Origin of the sequence: Dyadobacter sp. BHUBP1, assembly GCF_050587785.1 — a bacterium.
Classification (GTDB): Bacteria; Bacteroidota; Bacteroidia; order Cytophagales; family Spirosomataceae; genus Dyadobacter.
This window is the reverse complement of sequence record NZ_JBOBIH010000001.1, coordinates 440679-461250: the sequence shown is the minus strand read 5'-3', so window position 1 is coordinate 461250 and position 20572 is coordinate 440679. Positions and strand designations below refer to the sequence as shown.

Sequence of the window (20572 nt, the reverse complement as noted above, 5' to 3'; positions counted from 1 at the left end):
TTATATAAAAAAATTAACTATTCCTTTTGGGCATCCAAAGAATCAATTTGTGCTTCCAGTGTACGGTAGTGTGTAAACTCACGCAACATTGCCACATTACCATCCGGAAGTTTCATTTCAACTGACCAGTTCATAGAGGCGGCCAACTGAAAGATCATGAGTTGTACCTGATTACCGGCAATGCGAGGCAAGTCACTTTCCATCGCTTTGTCGTTCATTGTTTGCTTGGCTTCATTCAAAATGGCTGTATAATCGTCGCTGTGAAAACGATTGAGCCAGCCTTGCTCGATGTCATAAAACTTGTAATCAGTATCAATAGAAAGGATTTCCGGAGCGGGGAAGAAATCAATTACCAATTTGCGCTCACCATCGGGTCGGTGGAATTTCATTTTGCTAAAATCATATCCCACCAGCACTTTGGCCTTCGCGATAATCAAGGCTTTCTTTTTATCATTAATGAGATTCCAAATGTTTTTGTCATTCTGGTAATTATAAATCTCCGTAAAATAGCCTTCGGCCATTACTACTTTAAATACCTTCTCGATACGTTCGATCAATACGGAAGCTTCCTGTGTAGACACATATTTCTTCGACTTCCTGCCCTGCAACCAGGTATTGAGTGCAGCTCCGGCCAGGCCACCGGCAATGAGGGTAATGATCAAAAAAAATAGTGTAGTGGAGTCCATATCTCTATTTTTGTACCGATTAAAATTCAAATAAAAACGGCACAATGCCAAATAGCCCACAGAAATATCTGGTAACCGTAGCGGGACCCACAGCGGTAGGAAAGACAGCACTGGCGATCAGGCTTGCGCGGGACCTCGGTACTGAAATCATATCCGCCGACTCGCGTCAGTTCTTCCGCGAACTGAGTATTGGCACAGCAAAGCCTACGCCCGAAGAATTGATGCAGGCGAAGCACCATTTTGTCGATTCTCATTCTATTTCGGAAGCATACAGTGCAGGAGATTTCGAACGCGATGCATTAGCCCTTCTCGAAGTGCTTTTCCGGGATTATGATATAGTGGTTATGACAGGCGGCTCGGGCTTTTATGTCAAAGCAGTACTGGAAGGCCTCGACGACCTGCCCGCCCCTCTCCCGGGGCTACGGGAATCGCTTATGCAGAAGCTGAACGATAACGGGCTTTCCACGCTGCAAGAGGAAATCCGCCGGATCGACCCCGATTTCGCCGCCACCACAGAGCTAGCCAATCCTCAGCGCGTCGTTCGCGCACTGGAGGTGTTTTATACCTCCGGCACGCCTATCAGTCAATTTAAACTAAATAATACCCGAAACAGGCCATTTTTACCTGTTAATATCGCTTTGGACCGCGACCGGACTGAACTCTATCAGAGAATCGACCAACGAATGGACGTAATGCTGCAAGAGGGACTAATGGAAGAAGCAAAAAGTGTGATCGCATATCGTGAACACCACGCGCTCAAAACTGTCGGATACCGTGAAGTTTACAGCTATCTGGATGGCGAGTATGATGAAAAGGAAATGGTGCGCCTTTTAAAGCAGAACTCACGAAGATATGCCAAACGACAGCTTACGTGGTTCAGACATCAGGGGAATTTCGAGTGGTTTCACCCCGACAAATACGACCGCATTCTGGAATATGTGCGGCAACAGACAGGTTTGCAATAGGCATTTGACGGAGCCGATGCTCCGTCAAATGAAGAAGTCTTAATCTTCCAGCTCGCGGTAAGCAAGAATGCCTCCCAGTACGTTGCGTACATTAGAGAAACCCTGCGATTCCAGGTAGCGTGCCGCTTTACCGCTACGAGCACCCGAACGGCAGTGAATGATGATTTCCTCATCCTTCAACGGCTCCAGCTCATCCAGGTGATCGGGCAGTTCGCCAAGAGGGATCAGTATCGCGCCGAGGTTATCCTCTTCGTATTCGTGCTCTTCGCGAACGTCGTAAAAGTGCAAATCTTCGCCCTTTTCAAGACGCTCCTTCAATTCTTCAACGGTAATATCCATATTTTCAAAATTTGTGACGACTGGGTCTATTGAGAGATTAACATTTTTTGTACGAAAGAACGTTTCCCATCGGTAGCCTTAAAGATATAAATACCCTGACTCAGATGGTTAACAAGTGCTGATTGTTGATCGCGCGCAGGCACCAGAGAATGTACCAGCTTTCCACCAGTGCTGTAAATTTCGATCTTTTTGAGCGATTTGCTATCCCAGCTCACCTCGCCCCTAGCCGGGTTGGGATAAAAAATAGCATTGATTTGATCGGCTGGCTCATTGCCTGTAATAATTCCCTGCGCCTTTTTGCCCAGGTATGGCCGGATCATGATCGAGCCTTTCAGCGATGTCTCCTTCGCCCATTCAGTTCCCAGATTATAATACACTACATTCCTGCCCAAAAGCGAATTCCGGTCGAAACCTACCGTCACCGGCTGATCGTTTATCTGCAACCAGCCTACATAAAAAGTATCCGATACAGCGATCGGAGTCGCGAATGCATAGTCGATGAAACCATCACGCACAGCCGGGTAGCGTACCGCAACCGACCGCTGGGCGATCACTTGATCCGGCTTGCCGCCTTTGCTGCTATAAATTTGAATCGTGAAGCCCTGTCCTGAAATATCCTTGTTGAATGAAACCATCGACATCCGTACCCCGCCGATCGTATCTGCCTTGGCAAGCACATATTGCACAGCAACACGTCCGAGTTTCTGATTCACCTGCACCCCGTATTCGGCACTACCATCGTCGTAGGCGAAGTAATCTGTCAATGCGGCTTTTGCGGTGATGGTGTCATTCGTTTTGAGGTTCGCCCCGGGAATCGTGTCGGTTGTGGCGATAAAGAATTTACTGATCAAATGCAGGCTGTCGATCTGAGCGGCTGGGTTAACGGGGGCTATTTTAGCCCGCAACACCTGCGACTTCAATGACTCAACAACAATCGAGCGCTGCACATTGCGGACGAACTCCGTCCCGCGCTGCGCGTCCGTGAGCGTGTAGGTGCTCGTGAGGACGTTGAAGTTGTTGAAATGATTGACAATATCGGTTTTGACAGAATCCGCCGTTGCTGCCGCCGGGTTGATGCGATATTGACGCAGGGGCATCGCCGTGTATTTTTTCAGGATATTCGAGACTGCCTTTCGCATGGCCACATCGAAAAGGTACGGCTGTTTGACCGACCGTTTTGAATTCAAATAGACATAATCCAGATGCCAGGTGTCATAAGGACCTGAGCTCCGGCCGTAAGAGCGGAACCGGAACCGGAACGCATCATGCAGATAGCTCGCATCTTTAATAGCCACAAATTGCTGGTGAAACAGCGTATCCACCTCATACCCGAGCTGCCGCCAGACGGACACCCATTCACCTGCTTTGCTGAAAAATTCCAACTGCAAAAAGTCGCTGGAATCAGGCAGCTCCCCCAGACCTTTCGCTGCCCAGTAAAAACTGAGGTAAACGGAATCGGCGGCGACTTTGCCATTGAGATTAACCGGCTGAGAAGTTAGCGTGTCGGTATACCCTTGAACTAACGGGTTCACAAGATTATAAGGTATACCATTGGCATTCAAACCGTCGAATGTAGCCACATTGACCGACGGGTGCGAGCTGGTGAGCGTGTTATTGATATAAACCCCGCTACCCGGCATCCAGTATTTGCTATTGGGCGCCAAGGTTTTGGTAGTCGAAAAATCATCGAAAAAAGGCAGGTTCAATGAAGCCTGCGTACGGAGGTTCTGCGCCTCCGGCTCATCGTCTCCATGGCTGTACCGGGCCTGATCGATCGGCACGATGCGTAATTGCGCGCGCGCAACCTGGCTCTGCGCCATGGCCAGCACACAAACCCAAATAAAAATCCTGTGTGTGAAGAATTTTCTACTGCTCCGGTTGATTCTCATTATCCGTCGATTCAGCCGCCTGCGGCGTGACCCACAAGTCGATTACGTCCCCTATTCTTACCTTATTGCCCGCATCGGGGTTCTGCCGCACAATCGAGCCGGCCGCCTGGCCTTCCTCGGCTGGCACTTCCATTACCTGTCCCACTTTCAACCCTGCCCCCACGATCGCTATTTTCGCTTCATCCAATGGCATTCCAATCACAGACGGTGCTTCAAACTGTGCCGTACCCAGCCCTTCACCCAATTCCAGGTCGATTTTTGAACCCTTTGCAATCGGCTGACCCGGCAGGATTTCCTTGCCGTTATACATCTGCCTCAAAACCGCATTCTGCGCCATATCAGGCACATAAGAGATATTTCCTTCTTCCAGTCCCACACTTTTCAGCAACATCTGTGCGCTGCGGTGCGTCATATCCGTCAGCTTCGGCATTTTGATCAGTGGCGCGGTGCGGGAAACTACCGTTACATAGATTTTCCGGCCTTCTTTCACCTTCGACCCCGGCAATGGATATTGAGAAATGATGGTCAATGGCGGTACGTTGGTCACAAAAGTACAGTCGACCTCATAGCGCAGGTCACGGTCACCGAGAAAATCGTCCAGATCCGCTACGCTCTTCTTTTTCAGGTCCGGCACGGTAATGGCTTCACCATGATTGGTTGTAAAAGGGAGGTAAACGAAGAAAAACCCCAGAAAGAGGACCAAAAGCAGCGAGACAATGATTCCGATGTGTATAAAAAGATCAGTTCTGGATTGTGTACTTATTTTGGCCATGAATGTATTGAATGGGCTTTTGGTATTATAAACGGGTAAAAATAAACGTAATATTCCAAGATGCCAATATGCTAAACTGCATACGAACCGAGAATTCTCTTGATGTATTTACCCAGAATATCAAATTCGAGGTTCACCGTGTCTCCCGCTTTTAACGAATGGAAATTGGTAAAGTTATAGGTGTAAGGAATAATCGCAACCCGGAATGTATTTTCTCCGGAATTAAAAACCGTGAGACTCACACCGTTAATGCAAATCGATCCCTTTTCGACAGTAATATTGCCGGTAGAAGCATCATACTCAAAGTCAAACAGCCAGCTTCCGTCGCGCTCCTGCACCTGCGTACACGTCGCAGTCTGGTCCACGTGCCCCTGTACGATATGACCGTCGAAACGGCCGTTGGCAGGCATACAGCGTTCAAGGTTTACTTTGCTGCCCGGCGTGAGGTTACCCAGATTGGTCTTCAAAAGTGTTTCTTCGATGGCGGTTACTTTGTATTGGTCGCCGTCCGTTGCCACCACCGTGAGGCAAACCCCGTTATGACTTACGCTCTGATCTATTTTAAACTCGTTGGCAATGACTGATCGGAAAGTGAAAGTTTTGTTAGTCCCTTCCGTGTCGACATTCACCACTTCCGCGATGGCTTCTACGATTCCTGTGAACATTTTAATATCGGATTATAATGCAAAGTTACAATTTCCTAACTGCTCTCCTACCGCACAAAATTCCCGCGCGTACCATTATTCGTGCCCAACTGCTTTTCAATTAGGCTTTCTTTGCGAACTTTGCGGGAAAATAAGCATTGCTTTAATGAAAAAAGTCCTATTTATCGATCGCGACGGTACGATCATTGTTGAGCCTCCTACCGATTTTCAGGTAGATTCCCTGGAAAAGCTCGAATTCCTACCCAAAGCCATTTCTGCATTACGCAAAATCGCGGATGAAACCGACTATGAGCTGGTCATGGTGACCAACCAGGACGGCCTGGGCACCGACTCTTTCCCCGAAAACACTTTCTGGCCCGCTCAGAACAAGATGGTCAAAACCCTGGAAGGTGAAGACGTCCGTTTCGCGAATGTGCATATCGACCGCAGCTTTCCGGAAGATAATCTTCCTACCCGTAAACCGGGCATCGGAATGCTCACTGCTTATTTCTCAAATGAATATGATCTGGCCAACAGCTACGTGATAGGGGATCGACTGACCGACGTGCAACTGGCCGTGAACCTGGGCGCGAAAGCCATCCTTTTCCGTTCGGAACTGCCGGAAGAAGGTATTACCGACCAGATGAACGAAACCACCGCATTGGTTACCAGCGACTGGGACGCTATTTACGAGCATTTGAAACTGCCTTCCCGCAAAGCATTTGTGGAAAGAAATACAAAGGAAACACAGATCAAGGTGGAGCTGAACCTAGACGGAAGCGGCCGTTCCGACATTCATACAGGCCTCGGCTTTTTCGACCACATGCTCGACCAGCTTGCCCGCCATTCAGGCGCCGATTTGTCGATCCACGTAGAAGGCGACTTGCACATCGATGAGCACCATACCATTGAAGATACTGCGCTCGCATTGGGCGAAGCTTACCGTCAGGCGATTGGTGACAAACGCGGAATCAGCCGCTATGGCTTCCTTTTACCAATGGACGAAGCATTGGCACAGGTAGCGATCGATTTCTCCGGCCGCCCATGGATCGTTTGGGATGCCGAGTTCAAAAGAGAAAAAATCGGGGAGATGCCGACGGAGATGTTTTTCCACTTCTTCAAGTCATTTTCAGATACTTCACTATCGAACCTGAATATCAAAGTGGAAGGCGACAATGAGCACCACAAGATCGAGTCGATTTTCAAAGCATTTGCCAAGGCGATCAAAATGGCGGTAAAACGCGACCTTAAAGCGCTGGATTTCATGCCTTCGACCAAAGGGGTACTTTAATTTTTTGTTGAACAGCGAGTCTATATAGCATTTTTTAGCTATTTTTGCTCATCCTACATTGCATTATAATCGAGTACAACTATGATGATGACCATTGTTATGATTGCGTTTTATGTAGTTCTACTGACCTCAGCGTTCCTGGTTGGGCGTTGGTTGGAGAACAATGAAAGGCAATGGAAAGCGAATAAATAAGGGTTGTTAATACGACCCTTTTTTTGTTTATTTTAATCCGAGCTCTAACAAAAATTCATTCCCAGATTACACTAAAAAGTGCCATACTGAACGTTTTAGTGGCGTTAAGTGTTATTTTGGTTCTCAAAAAACTATTTTCCCGTGTTCAGAACACTTTGTCTCATACTGCTTACGGCCTTTCTCATCTGTAAAGCCACAGATGTTGCCAGTCTGCTGCTGGCCAAGGAAAAGGCATCTGTGGTTTGTGATTCAGGAACCTGCGACAACGAGGAAAAAACAGAGGTCGAAAAGCTGAACGACGACCAGGTCCTGACTTCACATAACGTCCATTTTGACCGTTCGGTGACACTTATCCCGGTCAAAAGCTCATTCTTCTATACTGCGAATTTCGATAACGAGATTTACCGCAATCTGCTCTCTCCGCCTCCGGAGTTAATCTGATTTCTTTCATCCAAACTTTTTAGGGTTCATTGCCATCGCGACGTGATGTTGTATTTCCGCGTCTCTACGGGCATGTTCCTCTTATTATTCATTCCATTATTCTAATCAAGAAATCATGATAAGGGCTTATAATCAGTTATTTGAAAACAATAAGAAGTGGGCAGAAGAAACAACTAAGGAAAATCCTGATTTCTTCTCCAACCTGGCGAAAGGACAATCCCCGAAATTCCTATGGATTGGTTGCTCCGACAGCCGCGTACCCGCCAACCAGCTTACCGGCACCCAGCCCGGCGACATTTTCGTGCACCGTAACATCGCCAACATGGTGATCCACACGGACATCAGCATGCTCAGCGTACTCGACTATTCGGTGAACGTACTCGACGTGGAGCATATCCTCGTATGCGGTCATTACGGCTGCGGCGGGGTTATCACCGCAATGGGCAACAAGCAGGTAGGTCTGATCGACAACTGGTTGCGCCACATCAAAGACGTGTACCGCCTGCACGCACAGGAACTGAATGCCATTGAAGACCCGAAAGAACGGGCCGATCGTTTCGTTGAGGTCAACGTACAGGAGCAAGTACGCGACCTTGCCAAAACAACCATCGTACAAACCGCCTGGGCGAATGGTAAAAGGCTGCAACTGCACGGCATGGTGTACGATATCAGCAATGGCATTCTGAAAGATCTGGACGTAACCATCGATGCCAGCAACTTTGCCGACGACGTATACCGTCTCGAAATACCGCAGCTTGTCTGACTAGCGGTTCTGCATTCCGAGTAGTCCAATTTTTGATCCTTATTGAATCAATCGTATGTCATTGAATAATAAAAGTTTGTTCGCCAATATCAAATACGATTTACCTGCCGGGCTTGTCGTATCCCTGGTAGCGCTGCCGTTATGCCTCGGTATTGCGCTAGCCTCGACCGGGCGCTCCGATCTTCTTTTTTCGGGTGTTATTGCCGGTATTGTAGGCGGAATCGTAGTAGGCTCGCTGAGCGGCTCCTCCCTGGGTGTGGCAGGTCCGGCAGCGGGTCTGGTTGTGATTGTACTCAACGCGCTCGATACTCTGGGGAGCTTCGAGGCATTTTTGCTTGCGGTAGTGCTTGCGGGTGCTCTGCAAATAATCGCCGGTTTCCTCAAAGCCGGTATTATCGGTTACTATTTCCCTTCGTCGGTGATCAAGGGAATGCTTGCAGCCATTGGTATTACGCTTATTTTAAAGGAGATACCGCACGCATTCGGCTACGACGCCGATTTCATGGGGGACGAAGCCTTTGCACAGAAGGACGGCCGCAATACCTTCACGGAGGTTTGGTATTCATTCAGATATAACAGCACGGGAGCAATCATCATTTCAGCAATTTCGCTCGCGATGCTGATCCTGTTCGATAAGCCGTTCATGAAGCGCATTCAGCTTTTCCGGTATATTCCGGGTGCTTTATTCGTCGTCATGACAGGGGTGATCCTGAACCTCGTATTTGGTTCGGTAGCACCGCAATGGGTACTGAGCGGCGAGCATATGGTGCAGCTTCCGGTTGCTTCGAGTGCCCAGGAGTTTTTTAGTTTCTTTAAAACACCTGATTTCTCCGCATTCAGCAAGCCTGAGGTTTACACCGTGGCATTGACGTTGGCTATCGTTGCGAGCCTTGAGACGCTGCTTTCCGTGGAAGCGACCGACCGCCTCGACCCATTCAAGCGTACCACGCCTACCAACCGCGAGTTGATCGCACAAGGTACAGGTAACATGGTTTCAGGCTTGCTGGGCGGGTTGCCGGTAACGCAGGTAATCGTCCGCAGCTCCGCCAACATCGATTCGGGTGGCAGAACGAGACTGAGTACCATCATTCACGGTACGATCCTCCTTATTTCGGCAGTTTTTATTGCAAAATACCTCAACTACATCCCACTCGCATCGTTGGCGGCAATATTGCTGATGGTCGGTTATAAACTGGCCAAATTTGAACTGTTTAAAGGAATGTACAAGCTTGGTCTGGAACAATTCATTCCATTTGTAGTGACGATTATTGCAATTCTGAGCACCGATTTGCTTAAAGGTATCGGAATAGGAATGGTAGTGGCGATCTATTTCATCCTGAAAAAGAACCACAAACATTCTTACCACTATATCAAAGAAGAGCACCGCGACGGCGATCTGATTACGCTTTTGCTTTCTGAGGAAGTCACGTTCCTCAACAAGGGAAGCATCAGCGCCACGCTGGATAATCTGCCTGATGGCGCTACCGTGGTGATCGACGGCTCCAAATCAATGAATATCGACTACGACGTTCTCGAAATCATTCAGGACTTCAAAAAACACCAGGCGCCGCTGCGCAATATTGTCGTGGAAACACGTGGTATCGGCGAAGTGGAAGCTGTGGGAGCTCATTAGCATAACCTGTTTCATAATGAAGGCCCGCCTCCCTACGGAAGCGGGCCTTTCTGTTTGTAATAAGTTGACAAGCAGATTAACTTAATTCTTTTGCTTCAACCGCTGGATCAGCATGTCGTTGAATGTACGTTCAGCTTTATACAATTCGATCACCTGACTGGCTGTAATTACTTTCAAAAACCTGTTTTGGTATTCCTTTTCGAGGTCTAGCTCCTTTTGGCGGAGTTCCTGTACCTCTTTGAGGTTATTCAGCACCGATTCGTCGTTTTGGCCTTCAGCTTTTTTGTCATTAATAATTTTTCGTTGCGAACGGTGTATTTCACGCCTCTTTTGCGAGTACTCATTATACATCGGCCAGAAATCGGTGGACTGTTCCGGCGTCAGGTTAAGGCGATTCGTGATGATCGCTACCTTGGCGTCCTGGATCTTCTTTATTTCTTCTTCGGAACGGCGCTGGGCCTGGGCCGCCGTAGACGCAACCCCGATGAATAGGAGTAAAAGAGCAAAAGTGTTCCGATACCGTTTCAATTCAATTTGTAAATTCATTTCGATTGTTCGTTATGGTCAAATCTTCTCTTGGCCAACCATAGCTTCCTCCAACTGCTGGCGAAGAATATCGTCTTCCAGGCCGTCCAGGTAATTCAGCACGGTCGAATCGGATTCGAATGCTTTCTGGACCACCTTGTGCTCGCTTAAATCGTAATAACTGATGTCCTGGTCTTCCAGGTAACTGATGATAGAGGCGTTACTGATATCGCTCAAAGGCTCCTGGCCCAGCGATCCCTGGCGTTCTGGTACCGTCACCCACACGAGTACGAGAATCAATGCTGACGCTGCCGCCAATCCGAGGGAGCGTTGCCACGACCAGCTAACGAGGGGTTTACGGACGGGCTCCGCGGGGATCCGCCCCTGGATCATTTGCGGCAGCTTGTCAAAATAACCTTCCGGCACGGAAAAGGGCGTTTCCCTTTTCAGATCATCCAGCCGTATACGTTTTTTGTCCATGATTATTTATATTTCCTGTCTTGTGAAGGTTTGACCAATGTGAATGCAAATAGTTTAATCTGTCTCGTTCAAAAAATCCTCAATTTTTTTGGAAGCCCAATGATATGAGGCTTTTAGCGCCCCTACCGATGTTCCCGTGATTTCCGAGATCTCTTCATAGGGTAAATCTTCAAAATATTTCAGGTTAAATACCAAACGCTGCTTTTCTGGTAATTTTAATAATGCCTTCTGCAATTTCAACTGAATGGCATCGCCGCTTACGTCGGGGTCGGCTTCCAGTTTTTCGCTCAGTTCATTTTCTACATCGTAAATCGGGATAAAATATTTCCGCCGCTTTTTATTGAGAAAGTTAATGGCTTCGTTGCTCGCGATGCGGTACAGCCAGGTATACAGCTTGGCATCGCCGCGGAAGTTTTCCAGCGCACTCCATGCTTTGATAAAAACATCCTGGGTAATGTCATTGGCATCATCATGATCGACCACCATCTTCCTTACCAGCCAATATACTTTTTGCTGGTACTTCCGCACCAGCTGATTGAAAGCGTTCCTCCGCGTTTCGGGATTTTCAAATAGGGATAGTAATTCTTCGTCGGACATTTAATCAGTATTAACCTGATCGTTTTTTACAGGGGAAATCCGCGTGACCAATAATTGTACCGGAGCCCGAAGTCAACGCCGATCAATAATAGTTTATTTTTTTGTGCAGGACAAATAAAAGAGCTCTGAGAATGCAAAAATGGCATTTTGCACTCCCAGAGCTCAATTTGATCTAATCTATTGATTAATCTGATTTGATGAATATTCAGATTTGATCAATCTTATCTATTCTCTAATCAATTCCCGTCGACTTAAGTCGACGGCAAGGCGATGCATTCTTTTTGTGAGATGTCTTGATGACATTCGGCACTCAATAATGCAACATGCTTTTTAATCCGATTCCGTCGACTTGAGTCGACGAGAAAAGCGATGCATTTTTTTGCAGGATGACACGATGCGATCCGGCACAATGACAATGCAGGATGTTATTTTCTTGCGATCGCGCGTTTGGCGGCTTCAACGATGTGTTTCGCGTCGAGACCGTATTTTTGGAGCAATTGCGCTGGCGTACCGCTTTCTCCGAAGCTGTCGTTTACAGCTACGTATTCCTGCGGAACGAGTTTGTTTTTAACCAAAACCTGCGCCACGCTGTCACCCAAACCACCAATGCGGTTGTGCTCCTCAGCTGTCACCACGCAACCTGTTTTCTCAACCGATTTCAGGATCGCTTCTTCATCCAGCGGCTTAATGGTGTGAATATTGATGATCTCCGCATTAATACCCTCCGCTTCAAGGATTTCGCCAGCCTGAATCGCTTCCCATACCATGTGCCCGGTAGCGATGATACTCACGTCGGTACCTTCGTTTACCATCCATGCCTTACCGATTTCGAATTTCTGGTCGGCATCGGTGAAAACAGGGATTACCGGACGACCAAAACGCAGATAAACTGGTCCGTCATGGTCGGCAATCGCGATGGTAGCCGCTTTGGTCTGGTTGTAATCGCAAGGGTTGATAACGGTCATGCCCGGAAGCATTTTCATCATACCGATATCTTCGAGGATCTGGTGGGTAGCACCGTCTTCACCCAAAGTAAGACCTGCGTGCGAAGCACAGATTTTCACATTTTTACCTGAATAAGCTACGCTCTGACGGATCTGGTCGTACACACGGCCTGTCGCGAAGTTGGCGAAAGTAGTAGCAAAAGGGATTTTGCCTCCGATAGTCAAACCGGCGGAAACACCGATCATGTTAGCCTCGGAAATACCGCATTGGATAAAACGTTCAGGGTTTTCTTTGATGAACGGTTCAAGTTTCAAAGAACCAACGAGGTCGGCGCAGAGCGCTACGACGTTGGGATTTTGCTGCCCCAGCACGTGCATTCCGGCACCAAAGCCCGAACGCGTATCTTTCTTCTCAGTGAAGGTGTATTTTTTCATTTTGGATATGTCTGTTTTGTGAAACCGCACGCATTAATGTGCTGGTCCGGATATTAATAATCTCCCAAAGTTTCGTCAAGCTGAGCCAGTGCCGCCGCCAATTGCTCGTCGTTAGGCGCTACACCGTGCCATTTGTGGCTGCCCATCATGAAGTCGACGCCGTAGCCCATGCCGGTGTGGAGCAACACCATGATCGGTCTGCCATGTCCCAAACGGCCTTTGGCTTCGTACAGGCCTTTCGTCACTGCCGCCATGTCGTTTCCTTCTTCGATAGAGATCACTTCCCATCCGAATGCTTCATATTTGGCACCCAGATCACGGTTGTTCATTACCTTGACAGTCGGGCCATCGATTTGCTGGCCGTTCAGGTCAATGAATGCGATCAGGTTATCCACCTGGTGGTGCGGCGCAAAAGTAGCGGCTTCCCAAACCTGACCTTCCTGCTGCTCGCCGTCGCCCATCAGTACATATACGATTCCTTTGTCGTTATTCAATTTCTTAGCTGTTGCCGCGCCCAGTGCTACCGACAATCCCTGGCCCAGCGAACCCGACGCGATACGGATACCTTCGAGGTGCTCATGCGTGGTAGGGTGTCCCTGCAGACGGGAATCCAGCTTGCGGAAAGTAGCCAGTTCCGATACGGGGAAATACCCTCTGCGCGCCAACACGCTGTACCATACCGGGGAAATGTGGCCGTTCGAAAGGAAGAAAAGGTCTTCGTCCTTGCCATCCATGTCGAATACAACCTTTCCATCGTTTTCTTTAAGCTTCATACGCTCAAAGTACAATGCTACCAACAATTCGGTGCAACCCAGCGACCCGCCAGGGTGTCCCGACTGACAACCATGTACCATTCGTACGATGTCCCTGCGAACCTGGGATGCTACTTTTTCTAATTGTTCAATTTCCATTTTCATTTATTTTCTATTGGACTGTCCTTAATCGGGTTACCCGAGTGCGGGACGATTTAGGCGGCGTAAATGTCCTGCTATTCGGAATGGTAAAATGACTGATTATTATTCAGTTTTTCCAAGAATTTGATCAGTGTGTTTCGACGATTCCACTTTGGAAATAATCTCTTCAATGATCCCTTTTTTGTTGATGACGAAAGTTGTGCGCAGTACGCCCATATAAGTGCGCCCGAACATTGTTTTTTCTCCCCAGACGCCGTAAGCTTCTACCATTTGATGCTCCGTATCGGCCAGCAGGGGAAATGGGAGGTTATATTTTTTGATAAACCGCTGGTGCGATTTTTCGCTGTCGGGACTCACCCCGAATACCTTGTAACCCTTTTTCAGCAGCGCTCCGTAGTTATCACGGATATTGCAGGCCTGATTGGTGCAGGTAGGTGTGTTATCTTTGGGATAAAAGTACAAAACAACTTTCTCCCCCTTCAAATCCGACAGCTTTACTTGGTTTCCATCCTGATCTTTTACTGAAAATGCGGGTGCGGGGTCACCGACTTGTAGTCCCATAATCTATCTTCTACGTTTTCTGGTTTTCTTAGGTTTAACAACCAGGTCTACCAATTCTGTTCGCAAGATAGTACTATTTCCTGCCCTATCCGTCACTTCCAACACGAGTTCTCCTTCAAATGGCTGGCTATCATCCAGTTTTTCCGACCATATATAGCCCTTTTTAAAATCGTAATTCAGTAAAACCCATTCACCATTCACCATTGCCTTGGCATTCGCGATCCCCGACATGCCATCACCCACATACCCGCGTATGCGGTGCTTGCTATGCTCGACCAGGCGCGCCCGCGGCGGAACGGTATCCTCCTGGATTACAAACGTACCCAGCTCACGGGTGTCGAAACGGATCTGGTCGCCCTCCCATTTACCGCCCAGAAATCGGTAATCGCCGTTCAGATAACGGTACACATAAGTGCGCGACTTGTCTTCAGGCGCTTTTTCAGGCGTGAAGGTGACGTGAATGTAGTCGTTCAATGCCGTGCCGCGGTTATTAATGGTCAATGCATTGAAATTCCGCTGGCCCATTAAAAACAGCGTATCGAAAAGACTGGTGTTATCCAGGTCAACCGACCATTTCGCGTCCTTGAATGACGACGCAACACCGGGCAGCACCTGACTGCGCAGGAAGGTCTTTACGGTAGTAGTGCCCACTTTCACCGAATCAGGCATTTCTTTTCTTAAATCGGTCAAAAAAACCGCTGATTCACCTGCATACAGGTTAGGGACTTTCTTCTCTTCTTTTCCTTTAATATAAAATATCGCGAACGGGTCCTGGCTTCGGTAGTACTTCGCTTTCACCACGAGCGTATTCTCCCGGATTTCGGTTTGTACATATTCCGGGTTTACTTCCGTATTAAACACAGGAAGCTGCGGGTTCTGAGGCTCTCCTTTAATTGTGAATATCAGCTCAGAAAAGTTTTCGTAAGAGTCCGAGATACGAACCTTCACCTCATGACTCAGAGTATCCGCGATATTCAGCTTGCCGTTAATCGCATTCGTTTTATATAAATTGAATTGATTCCCGTCCGGAACGTAGCATTTCAGAAAACGCTGGCCAGTTGCCTGCTCGGTTTCGTAGTCGATGAGGTTGTTATAATCACGGGTCGAAGCATTGGGAAATACCTCAATATTATAGGAAAACACTTCCTGCCCGTCCATTTTGATTTCAATGCATTGCAAACCATAGCGAAAACCGGTCCCGGTCATCTGGTCAAATGCAACCAGGTCAAGGCCGACGATGCCTGTCGCGGAAACCGGCTCAGTCAATCGCCACGTGCCATCTTTGAGTTTCACCGGCGTATAGACCCGGCGATCAAATTGCCCGTTCACCCGGCCGTTAATGTCCATCGGCCGGATCGCCAGGTTTACGAACTTAGGAGGTGTAACATCCTTGATTTCATTAAACCCAAAATACAGCGGGTTCAGATAGTTATCCTTCGAATCGCGCACTTCGAAATGCAAATGCGGCCCGGCCGAACCGCCTGTATTTCCCGACAATGCGATTACCTCGCCTTTCTTGAAGGTAAACTGGCCCGCCCCGGGAAAAAGGTCAATTTCAAATGTCTGCTTTTTATATTGCTCCCGCCGCACCCATGTCGCCAGAGGATCACTGAATTTCAGCAAATGGCCATACACTGTCGTTTGCCCGTTCGGGTGGCGGAGATAAATTACATTACCATAACCCGTGCGCTGAACCGCCACTTTGTACACATAACCTTCCGCAGCCGCGTACACAGGCAAGCCCTCGCGCTGCTGCGTGCGGATATCCAGGCCCGCATGGAAGTGGTTGCTCCGCAAATCGCCCAGGCCACCGGCCAGCGAGTTGGGTAAACCCGGACGAATCGGGAACTGGTAATAACCTTTCGGATAGGATTGTTTTTGAGCCAATGCTCCCCCCGCAATACCTGCTAACCCCAATACAAACAATCCTGAACGGACAAATGCCCGAAAATAATGACGCATGAAAAAGTGCTTGAATAGTCGGTACGACGACCGGGTGATATGACGAGTATGGTTTACTTAACGAACAGTTCGAGCATCTTCTTGCCTTCGATCGAGGCCGTCAGCTTGTCGCCGATCTTTACCGGGCCCACGCCTTTCGGAGTGCCTGTAAAGATGAGATCGCCCGTTTTGAGCATAAAATATTTCGAAACAAAGGAGATCAGGTAATTGATGCGGTAGATCATCATCGACGAGTTCCCGTTCTGGCGCATCTCGCCATTCACATCCAGGCTGAAATTGATATCCTGGACATCCGCAAAATCCGAAACCGGCACGAAGTCCGACACCGGAGCCGACCCATTGAATGCTTTGGCAAGCTCCCACGGCAACCCTTTTGCTTTCAGCTCGGATTGCAGGTCCCGGGCAGTAAAGTCCACCCCTATCCCTATTTCATTGTAATATTTATGAGCGAATTTCTCTTCGATGTTTTTCCCCGCCCGGTTGATTTTCACCACCAGTTCGACTTCGTAATGAACGTCTTTTGAAAATTCGGGATAATAAAAATCCTCGCCTGTGCGAAGCTGTGCGGTTTCAGGTTTCAGAAATATAACCGGGGAATCGGGTGTCTGGTTGTTCAGTTCGGCGATATGCTCTGCGTAATTCCGGCCTACACAAATAATTTTCATCAGGGGTCAAATGCTAATTTAAAAGGAATGAACGTCAGGGACAAAGCTACTTACAAAGCGGGGGCCTCACAATATTTGTCACAATTTTTCGGCCCTAATGCAGTTAAAATAGTACGACGGTGCCGACGTCTCGTCGGTGCAGGCCATTAACCAGCGTCCCGCTGGCGAACACAACACATTAATTACTATTTTTGAACCGAGTAGTCAGGCCAATTTCGCTTACGCATGAAGAAGTACCTTTCCCAATCCCTTTCCTGTACGATTTTCATCCTCCTGATCACCACATTGCTTTCCTGCGAAGTATTCCGGACGACGCCCGAAAGAAACACCTCTTCCCGAGGATCTTCGTCCCGCGGGCGCACGTCAGCTACCCGCCGCCCGCCTGCCCGCAAGCCCGTAGCGAAGGCGCCTGTGAGAAGACCGTCCAGCAGCAAACCCGCGCCCGCGCGGACAGCTACGACTTACTCCCGCCCTGGTGACGCCAACACCGAGAACGTCCCGCAGGTGGTGCAAATCGCCCGGACCTACACCGGCACGCCTTACCGCTCCGGCGGCAATGATAAACAAGGCATCGACTGTTCCGGCCTCATTTGCCAGGTCTATTCCGAAATGGGCGTGAAAGTCCCCCGCATTTCATGGCAGCAGTCGGAGTTCGGCCAGGAAGTGGGCAGTGTGGAAGAAATCAAGCCTGGCGACTGGTTGTTTTTCGTACCCGAGGCAGGCAAGGAAGGGTATGTGTCACACGCCGGCATTGTTACGGACGTACGCGGGCGTGACGAGATCATATTCATCCACGCTTCAACATCCCGCGGTGTACGCGAAGACAATCTGTTTTCGACCTATTTCAAAGGGCGTTTCGTGAAAGCCATGCGTCCTTTCTAAGCGTACTAACCGCTTACGAATCTTTACTGATTAAAATAAACAACTATCGTAGGGGTAGTGCGGAATCCGGTTGTCCTTTTCGAAATTTGTAGTCGTAACTCCATTTTCCTCTCCGCCCCATGCAAGACACCGCAGCCCCTCCGCCGCTAACCGGCGACCGGACATTGGCCATACAGGCCAGTCCGGGCATCCCTGTTTACATTTTCGCCACCGTTTTCGCATCTTTTTGTGTGATTACCGGGCTCATCTGGGATATTTGCTGGCATTTGAGCATCGGTCGTGACGGCCTGTTGTCCCCCCCGCACCTGGTCATTTACCTGGGTGCCGTAGTAGCCGGTTTGTTTTCAGGCTATGAGATTTTGAGAAAGACATTCTGGGGAAATGACGTTGAGAAAGCGGCCAGCGTCAAAATCTGGGGCTTTTTTTACAGTTCGCTGGGCTCTTTGTTCTGCGTTTGGGGCGCATTATCAATGCTTACCTCAGCCCCTTTCGACGACTGGTGGCATAATACCTATGGATTGGATGTAACGATCCTTTCTCCTCCGCATACTGTATTAATCCTGGGCATTATCGGCATTCAGTTCGGTGCCATGATCAGCGTCATTGCAGTGAAGAACCAGATGAAACTTTTCGGTGGTTTTGAAAGGGCGAAAGCATTGGACAAAACACTATTCTTGTTATTTGCGCTTTCAGCAGGATTTCTGTTAACCATCTGGTTTACATTAATATCCGAGGAACTCGGGAGAATGCGGATGCACCGGTCGAGCTTCTACATATTTGCCGGCGCCGCGTTTCCGCTTCTTTTGGTAGCGGCTGGCAGGGCCGTTTCGCATAAATGGGCCGTTACCGCCATGACAGGTGTTTACACGGCCCTCATGCTTGGTACGCTATGGGTCATTCCGCTTTTCCCCGCCGAGCCTAAACTCGGACCCATCCTGAACCACATTACCCATTACCAGGGCTTCCATTTCCCGCTTTTGCTGATCGCCCCGGCCATTGCGATGGACATCCTGCGCTACCGCTTTGCGCATTGGAATGACTGGAAACTCACTGTCCTGCTCGGCGGGACTTTCCTGATCGTGTTTTTTGTCGTGCAGTGGTTTTTTGGCGGATTCCTGATGGAGTCACCGTATGCGCGTAACTGGTTTTTCGGAAGTCATTACTGGTATTTCGGAAATGATCCCAACTGGCAGTACCGCTACAAATTCGGCCCCTGGATGGTCGAGGAAACGCCCCAGCTGCTTAAAGGGCTGGGCATTGCATTGGTTTTAACATTAATATCAACCCGCATCGGACTGGCGTGGGGTAACTGGATGCACCGGATTCAACGATGAAAAAATATCTGTATTTCTTTCTCCTATTGCTGCAAAGCATAGCCTCATATGCGCACGTAGGAAGTGCAGGCGTGCAAATGCAGGCACAGGCCGGCGCGTACAAATTGCTTGTGAATGTGACCCCGCCGGATGTCATTCCGGGAACGGCGCAGGTTACCGTTTTTATCGAATATGGCGAGGCCCGCAAAGTGACGGTACGGCCGATCTACTTTTACTCGGGTGACAAGGGCGCGCCTACCGCCGATCCCCTGACACCCGTGCCGGGACAAAAAGGCCAGTTCCAGGGAGCGGTTTGGCTTATGGAGCCGGGCTCGTCCAGTGCGCAGATTGCCATTGAAGGCGTCCAGGGCGATGCGGAGTTGATTATCCCCGTGGTGGCCGTCTCAACGGCAGAGCGGGATATGCCGAAAGGACTTGGTATTGGCCTCAGCATTGTCGGATTGTTGCTTTTCCTACTGATGATCACGACCATCGGCGCGAGTGTGAGCGACGGTCTTTTAAAGCCCGGCCAAAGTCTTGCCGCAGCTCAAAAACGGAAACGATGGATCAATATGGGCATTGCTACCGCCGTATGTTCGCTGATTTTGTATGGCGGAAGCAGTTGGTGGGATAGCTGGGCTGCGGAGTACAAGCAATGGTTGTACAAACCTCTGAATGCCAAAACAGCGATCATCGAAGCTGACTCACAGCGCGTGTTTCAATTAAAGATAGATACCACCAACTGGGATCACAGGAAGAAGAGTAGCATTCTCAGCACATTGATACCCGACCACGGTAAGATCATGCATACTTTCCTAGTGCGGATGCCGGGGCTCGACGCATTTGCGCACGTCCATCCCGACCGCAGGGATAGCCTCACATTTGAGGCTGATTTACCCGATTTACCTGCCGGCCAATACTTGGTTTACTCAGATATTGTGCAGTACTCTGGCTTTGCCGAAACGATCGTCGACACGTTGACGATCCACGAGAAACCGACCGCTCACGCCGCCAAAGCAATATCAGAGGACGACACCTACATCATTACCGACCCGCTTGATACGCCCGGCAGGGTGCCTATGGGCGAAAATGTGGTCATTTGCGGGAAACCCGGCACCAAAACTGTTTTCAAGGATGGCTCCTACGCTATTTGGGAAGGCAAGCCCGACAAGGCACTCGAAGCGGGGAAACCCTATCAGCTTAATTTTGAAATATACAACCCGGACAATAGCCCGTGCTTCCCGGAGCCGTACCTGGGCATGCTCGGCCACGCCGTTGTCATGCGTTCCGATGGCTCGGTTTACATTCACCTGCACCCGAACGGTTCTTACTCGATGGCTGCCGGGCAATCATTTGAAAATCGCATATCGGATACAGCTCATGTAGCTAAATGGCCCAGGCCCGATGTTTTCCGCGACAGTATTGACCGGCATTTAGCCCATCTCAAAGCCATGCCGACCATCGACCGCGAGTTGTTCCTCATGAAGGAAATGGGCATGTACAATGCCACCGAAGGCGGTATGACCGGCATGGAGCACGGTACACGCATTTCGTTTCCGTATGCTTTTCCTAAAGGCGGCCAGTACCGGATATTCCTTCAGATTAAAAGAAATGAAAAGGTGCTGACGGGCGCATTCGATGTTAGGGTCAACGATCCGGTTACCTTATAGCAATTCAGA

At 49.1% G+C, this 20572-nt stretch carries 21 protein-coding genes; 8 read left to right on the top strand and 13 right to left on the bottom strand.

Going from position 1 to position 20572, the window contains the following annotated elements; genetic code table 11:
* Positions 1 to 17: 17 nt before the first annotated feature.
* The gene (locus tag ACQ4MZ_RS01905) at positions 18 to 686 is read right to left on the bottom strand and encodes a DUF4230 domain-containing protein (RefSeq protein WP_430842400.1); all 669 of its coding nucleotides are present in this window, start codon (positions 684 to 686) and stop codon (positions 18 to 20) included.
* 44 nt (positions 687 to 730) lie between these two features.
* On the opposite strand from ACQ4MZ_RS01905, the gene miaA reads away from it, so the two are divergent.
* Positions 731 to 1651 (top strand): tRNA (adenosine(37)-N6)-dimethylallyltransferase MiaA, encoded by a 921-nt coding sequence (gene miaA / locus ACQ4MZ_RS01900; protein ID WP_430842398.1) that lies wholly within the window; start codon positions 731 to 733, stop codon positions 1649 to 1651.
* A gap of 39 nt (positions 1652 to 1690) precedes the next feature.
* Here the strand turns inward: miaA and ACQ4MZ_RS01895 are convergent, their stop codons facing one another.
* From ACQ4MZ_RS01895 to ACQ4MZ_RS01880, 4 genes are all read right to left on the bottom strand, one after another.
* Positions 1691 to 1990 (bottom strand): rhodanese-like domain-containing protein, encoded by a 300-nt coding sequence (locus tag ACQ4MZ_RS01895; protein ID WP_090374863.1) that lies wholly within the window; start codon positions 1988 to 1990, stop codon positions 1691 to 1693.
* A 26-nt stretch (positions 1991 to 2016) separates the two neighbouring features.
* Positions 2017 to 3879 carry a T9SS type A sorting domain-containing protein gene (locus ACQ4MZ_RS01890; RefSeq protein ID WP_430842396.1) on the bottom strand — a complete coding sequence of 621 codons (1863 nt, stop codon included), beginning with the start codon at positions 3877 to 3879 and terminating at the stop codon, positions 2017 to 2019.
* Positions 3857 to 4651 (bottom strand): PASTA domain-containing protein, encoded by a 795-nt coding sequence (locus ACQ4MZ_RS01885; RefSeq protein ID WP_430842394.1) that lies wholly within the window; start codon positions 4649 to 4651, stop codon positions 3857 to 3859. The genes ACQ4MZ_RS01890 and ACQ4MZ_RS01885 overlap by 23 nt, the downstream gene beginning before the upstream one ends.
* A gap of 71 nt (positions 4652 to 4722) precedes the next feature.
* Positions 4723 to 5316, bottom strand: coding sequence for a riboflavin synthase (locus ACQ4MZ_RS01880; RefSeq protein WP_430842392.1), 594 nt, complete (start codon positions 5314 to 5316; stop codon positions 4723 to 4725).
* A 145-nt stretch (positions 5317 to 5461) separates the two neighbouring features.
* Between ACQ4MZ_RS01880 and hisB the strand changes: the two genes are divergently transcribed.
* The 4 genes from hisB (at position 5462) to ACQ4MZ_RS01860 (ending at position 9615) form a co-directional block, all read left to right on the top strand.
* Positions 5462 to 6586, top strand: a complete 1125-nt coding sequence (gene hisB / locus ACQ4MZ_RS01875; protein ID WP_430842390.1) for a bifunctional histidinol-phosphatase/imidazoleglycerol-phosphate dehydratase HisB — start codon at positions 5462 to 5464, stop codon at positions 6584 to 6586.
* Positions 6587 to 6919: 333 nt separating this feature from the next.
* A complete protein-coding gene (locus tag ACQ4MZ_RS01870; protein ID WP_430842388.1) occupies positions 6920 to 7219 on the top strand; it encodes a hypothetical protein in 300 nt (99 codons plus the stop codon).
* A 115-nt stretch (positions 7220 to 7334) separates the two neighbouring features.
* The gene (gene can / locus ACQ4MZ_RS01865; RefSeq protein WP_430842386.1) at positions 7335 to 7982 is read left to right on the top strand and encodes a carbonate dehydratase; all 648 of its coding nucleotides are present in this window, start codon (positions 7335 to 7337) and stop codon (positions 7980 to 7982) included.
* 55 nt (positions 7983 to 8037) lie between these two features.
* Positions 8038 to 9615 carry a SulP family inorganic anion transporter gene (locus ACQ4MZ_RS01860; protein ID WP_430842384.1) on the top strand — a complete coding sequence of 526 codons (1578 nt, stop codon included), beginning with the start codon at positions 8038 to 8040 and terminating at the stop codon, positions 9613 to 9615.
* Between the two features lie 81 nt (positions 9616 to 9696).
* Here ACQ4MZ_RS01860 and ACQ4MZ_RS01855 read toward each other — a convergent pair whose 3' ends face one another.
* The 8 genes from ACQ4MZ_RS01855 to ACQ4MZ_RS01820 all read right to left on the bottom strand — a co-directional run bounded on the left by ACQ4MZ_RS01855 (position 9697) and on the right by ACQ4MZ_RS01820 (position 16698).
* Entirely contained in the window at positions 9697 to 10161 is a 465-nt protein-coding gene (locus ACQ4MZ_RS01855) for a hypothetical protein (RefSeq protein ID WP_430842382.1), read from the bottom strand.
* A gap of 18 nt (positions 10162 to 10179) precedes the next feature.
* The gene (locus ACQ4MZ_RS01850) at positions 10180 to 10620 is read right to left on the bottom strand and encodes a hypothetical protein (RefSeq protein WP_430842380.1); all 441 of its coding nucleotides are present in this window, start codon (positions 10618 to 10620) and stop codon (positions 10180 to 10182) included.
* 54 nt (positions 10621 to 10674) lie between these two features.
* Positions 10675 to 11217 carry an RNA polymerase sigma factor gene (locus ACQ4MZ_RS01845; RefSeq protein ID WP_291196084.1) on the bottom strand — a complete coding sequence of 181 codons (543 nt, stop codon included), beginning with the start codon at positions 11215 to 11217 and terminating at the stop codon, positions 10675 to 10677.
* Between the two features lie 425 nt (positions 11218 to 11642).
* On the bottom strand, positions 11643 to 12596 hold the full coding sequence (locus ACQ4MZ_RS01840) for a transketolase family protein (RefSeq protein WP_430842378.1): 954 nt from the start codon (positions 12594 to 12596) through the stop codon (positions 11643 to 11645).
* Positions 12597 to 12649: 53 nt separating this feature from the next.
* Positions 12650 to 13507, bottom strand: coding sequence for a transketolase (locus ACQ4MZ_RS01835; RefSeq protein WP_223400246.1), 858 nt, complete (start codon positions 13505 to 13507; stop codon positions 12650 to 12652).
* Between the two features lie 105 nt (positions 13508 to 13612).
* Positions 13613 to 14071 (bottom strand): thioredoxin-dependent thiol peroxidase, encoded by a 459-nt coding sequence (gene bcp, locus ACQ4MZ_RS01830; protein WP_430842376.1) that lies wholly within the window; start codon positions 14069 to 14071, stop codon positions 13613 to 13615.
* A 3-nt stretch (positions 14072 to 14074) separates the two neighbouring features.
* Positions 14075 to 16033: a M23 family metallopeptidase gene (locus ACQ4MZ_RS01825; RefSeq protein WP_430842374.1), complete on the bottom strand. Its 1959-nt coding sequence runs from the start codon at positions 16031 to 16033 to the stop codon at positions 14075 to 14077.
* A 53-nt stretch (positions 16034 to 16086) separates the two neighbouring features.
* A complete protein-coding gene (locus ACQ4MZ_RS01820; RefSeq protein WP_430842372.1) occupies positions 16087 to 16698 on the bottom strand; it encodes a fumarylacetoacetate hydrolase family protein in 612 nt (203 codons plus the stop codon).
* A gap of 225 nt (positions 16699 to 16923) precedes the next feature.
* Between ACQ4MZ_RS01820 and ACQ4MZ_RS01815 the strand changes: the two genes are divergently transcribed.
* The 3 genes from ACQ4MZ_RS01815 (at position 16924) to ACQ4MZ_RS01805 (ending at position 20563) form a co-directional block, all read left to right on the top strand.
* Positions 16924 to 17580: a C40 family peptidase gene (locus tag ACQ4MZ_RS01815; RefSeq protein ID WP_430842370.1), complete on the top strand. Its 657-nt coding sequence runs from the start codon at positions 16924 to 16926 to the stop codon at positions 17578 to 17580.
* Between the two features lie 119 nt (positions 17581 to 17699).
* Entirely contained in the window at positions 17700 to 18914 is a 1215-nt protein-coding gene (locus ACQ4MZ_RS01810; RefSeq protein WP_430842368.1) for a hypothetical protein, read from the top strand.
* Positions 18911 to 20563 carry a hypothetical protein gene (locus tag ACQ4MZ_RS01805; protein ID WP_430842366.1) on the top strand — a complete coding sequence of 551 codons (1653 nt, stop codon included), beginning with the start codon at positions 18911 to 18913 and terminating at the stop codon, positions 20561 to 20563. Before ACQ4MZ_RS01810 ends, ACQ4MZ_RS01805 begins: the two co-directional genes overlap by 4 nt.
* Positions 20564 to 20572: the final 9 nt, after the last annotated feature.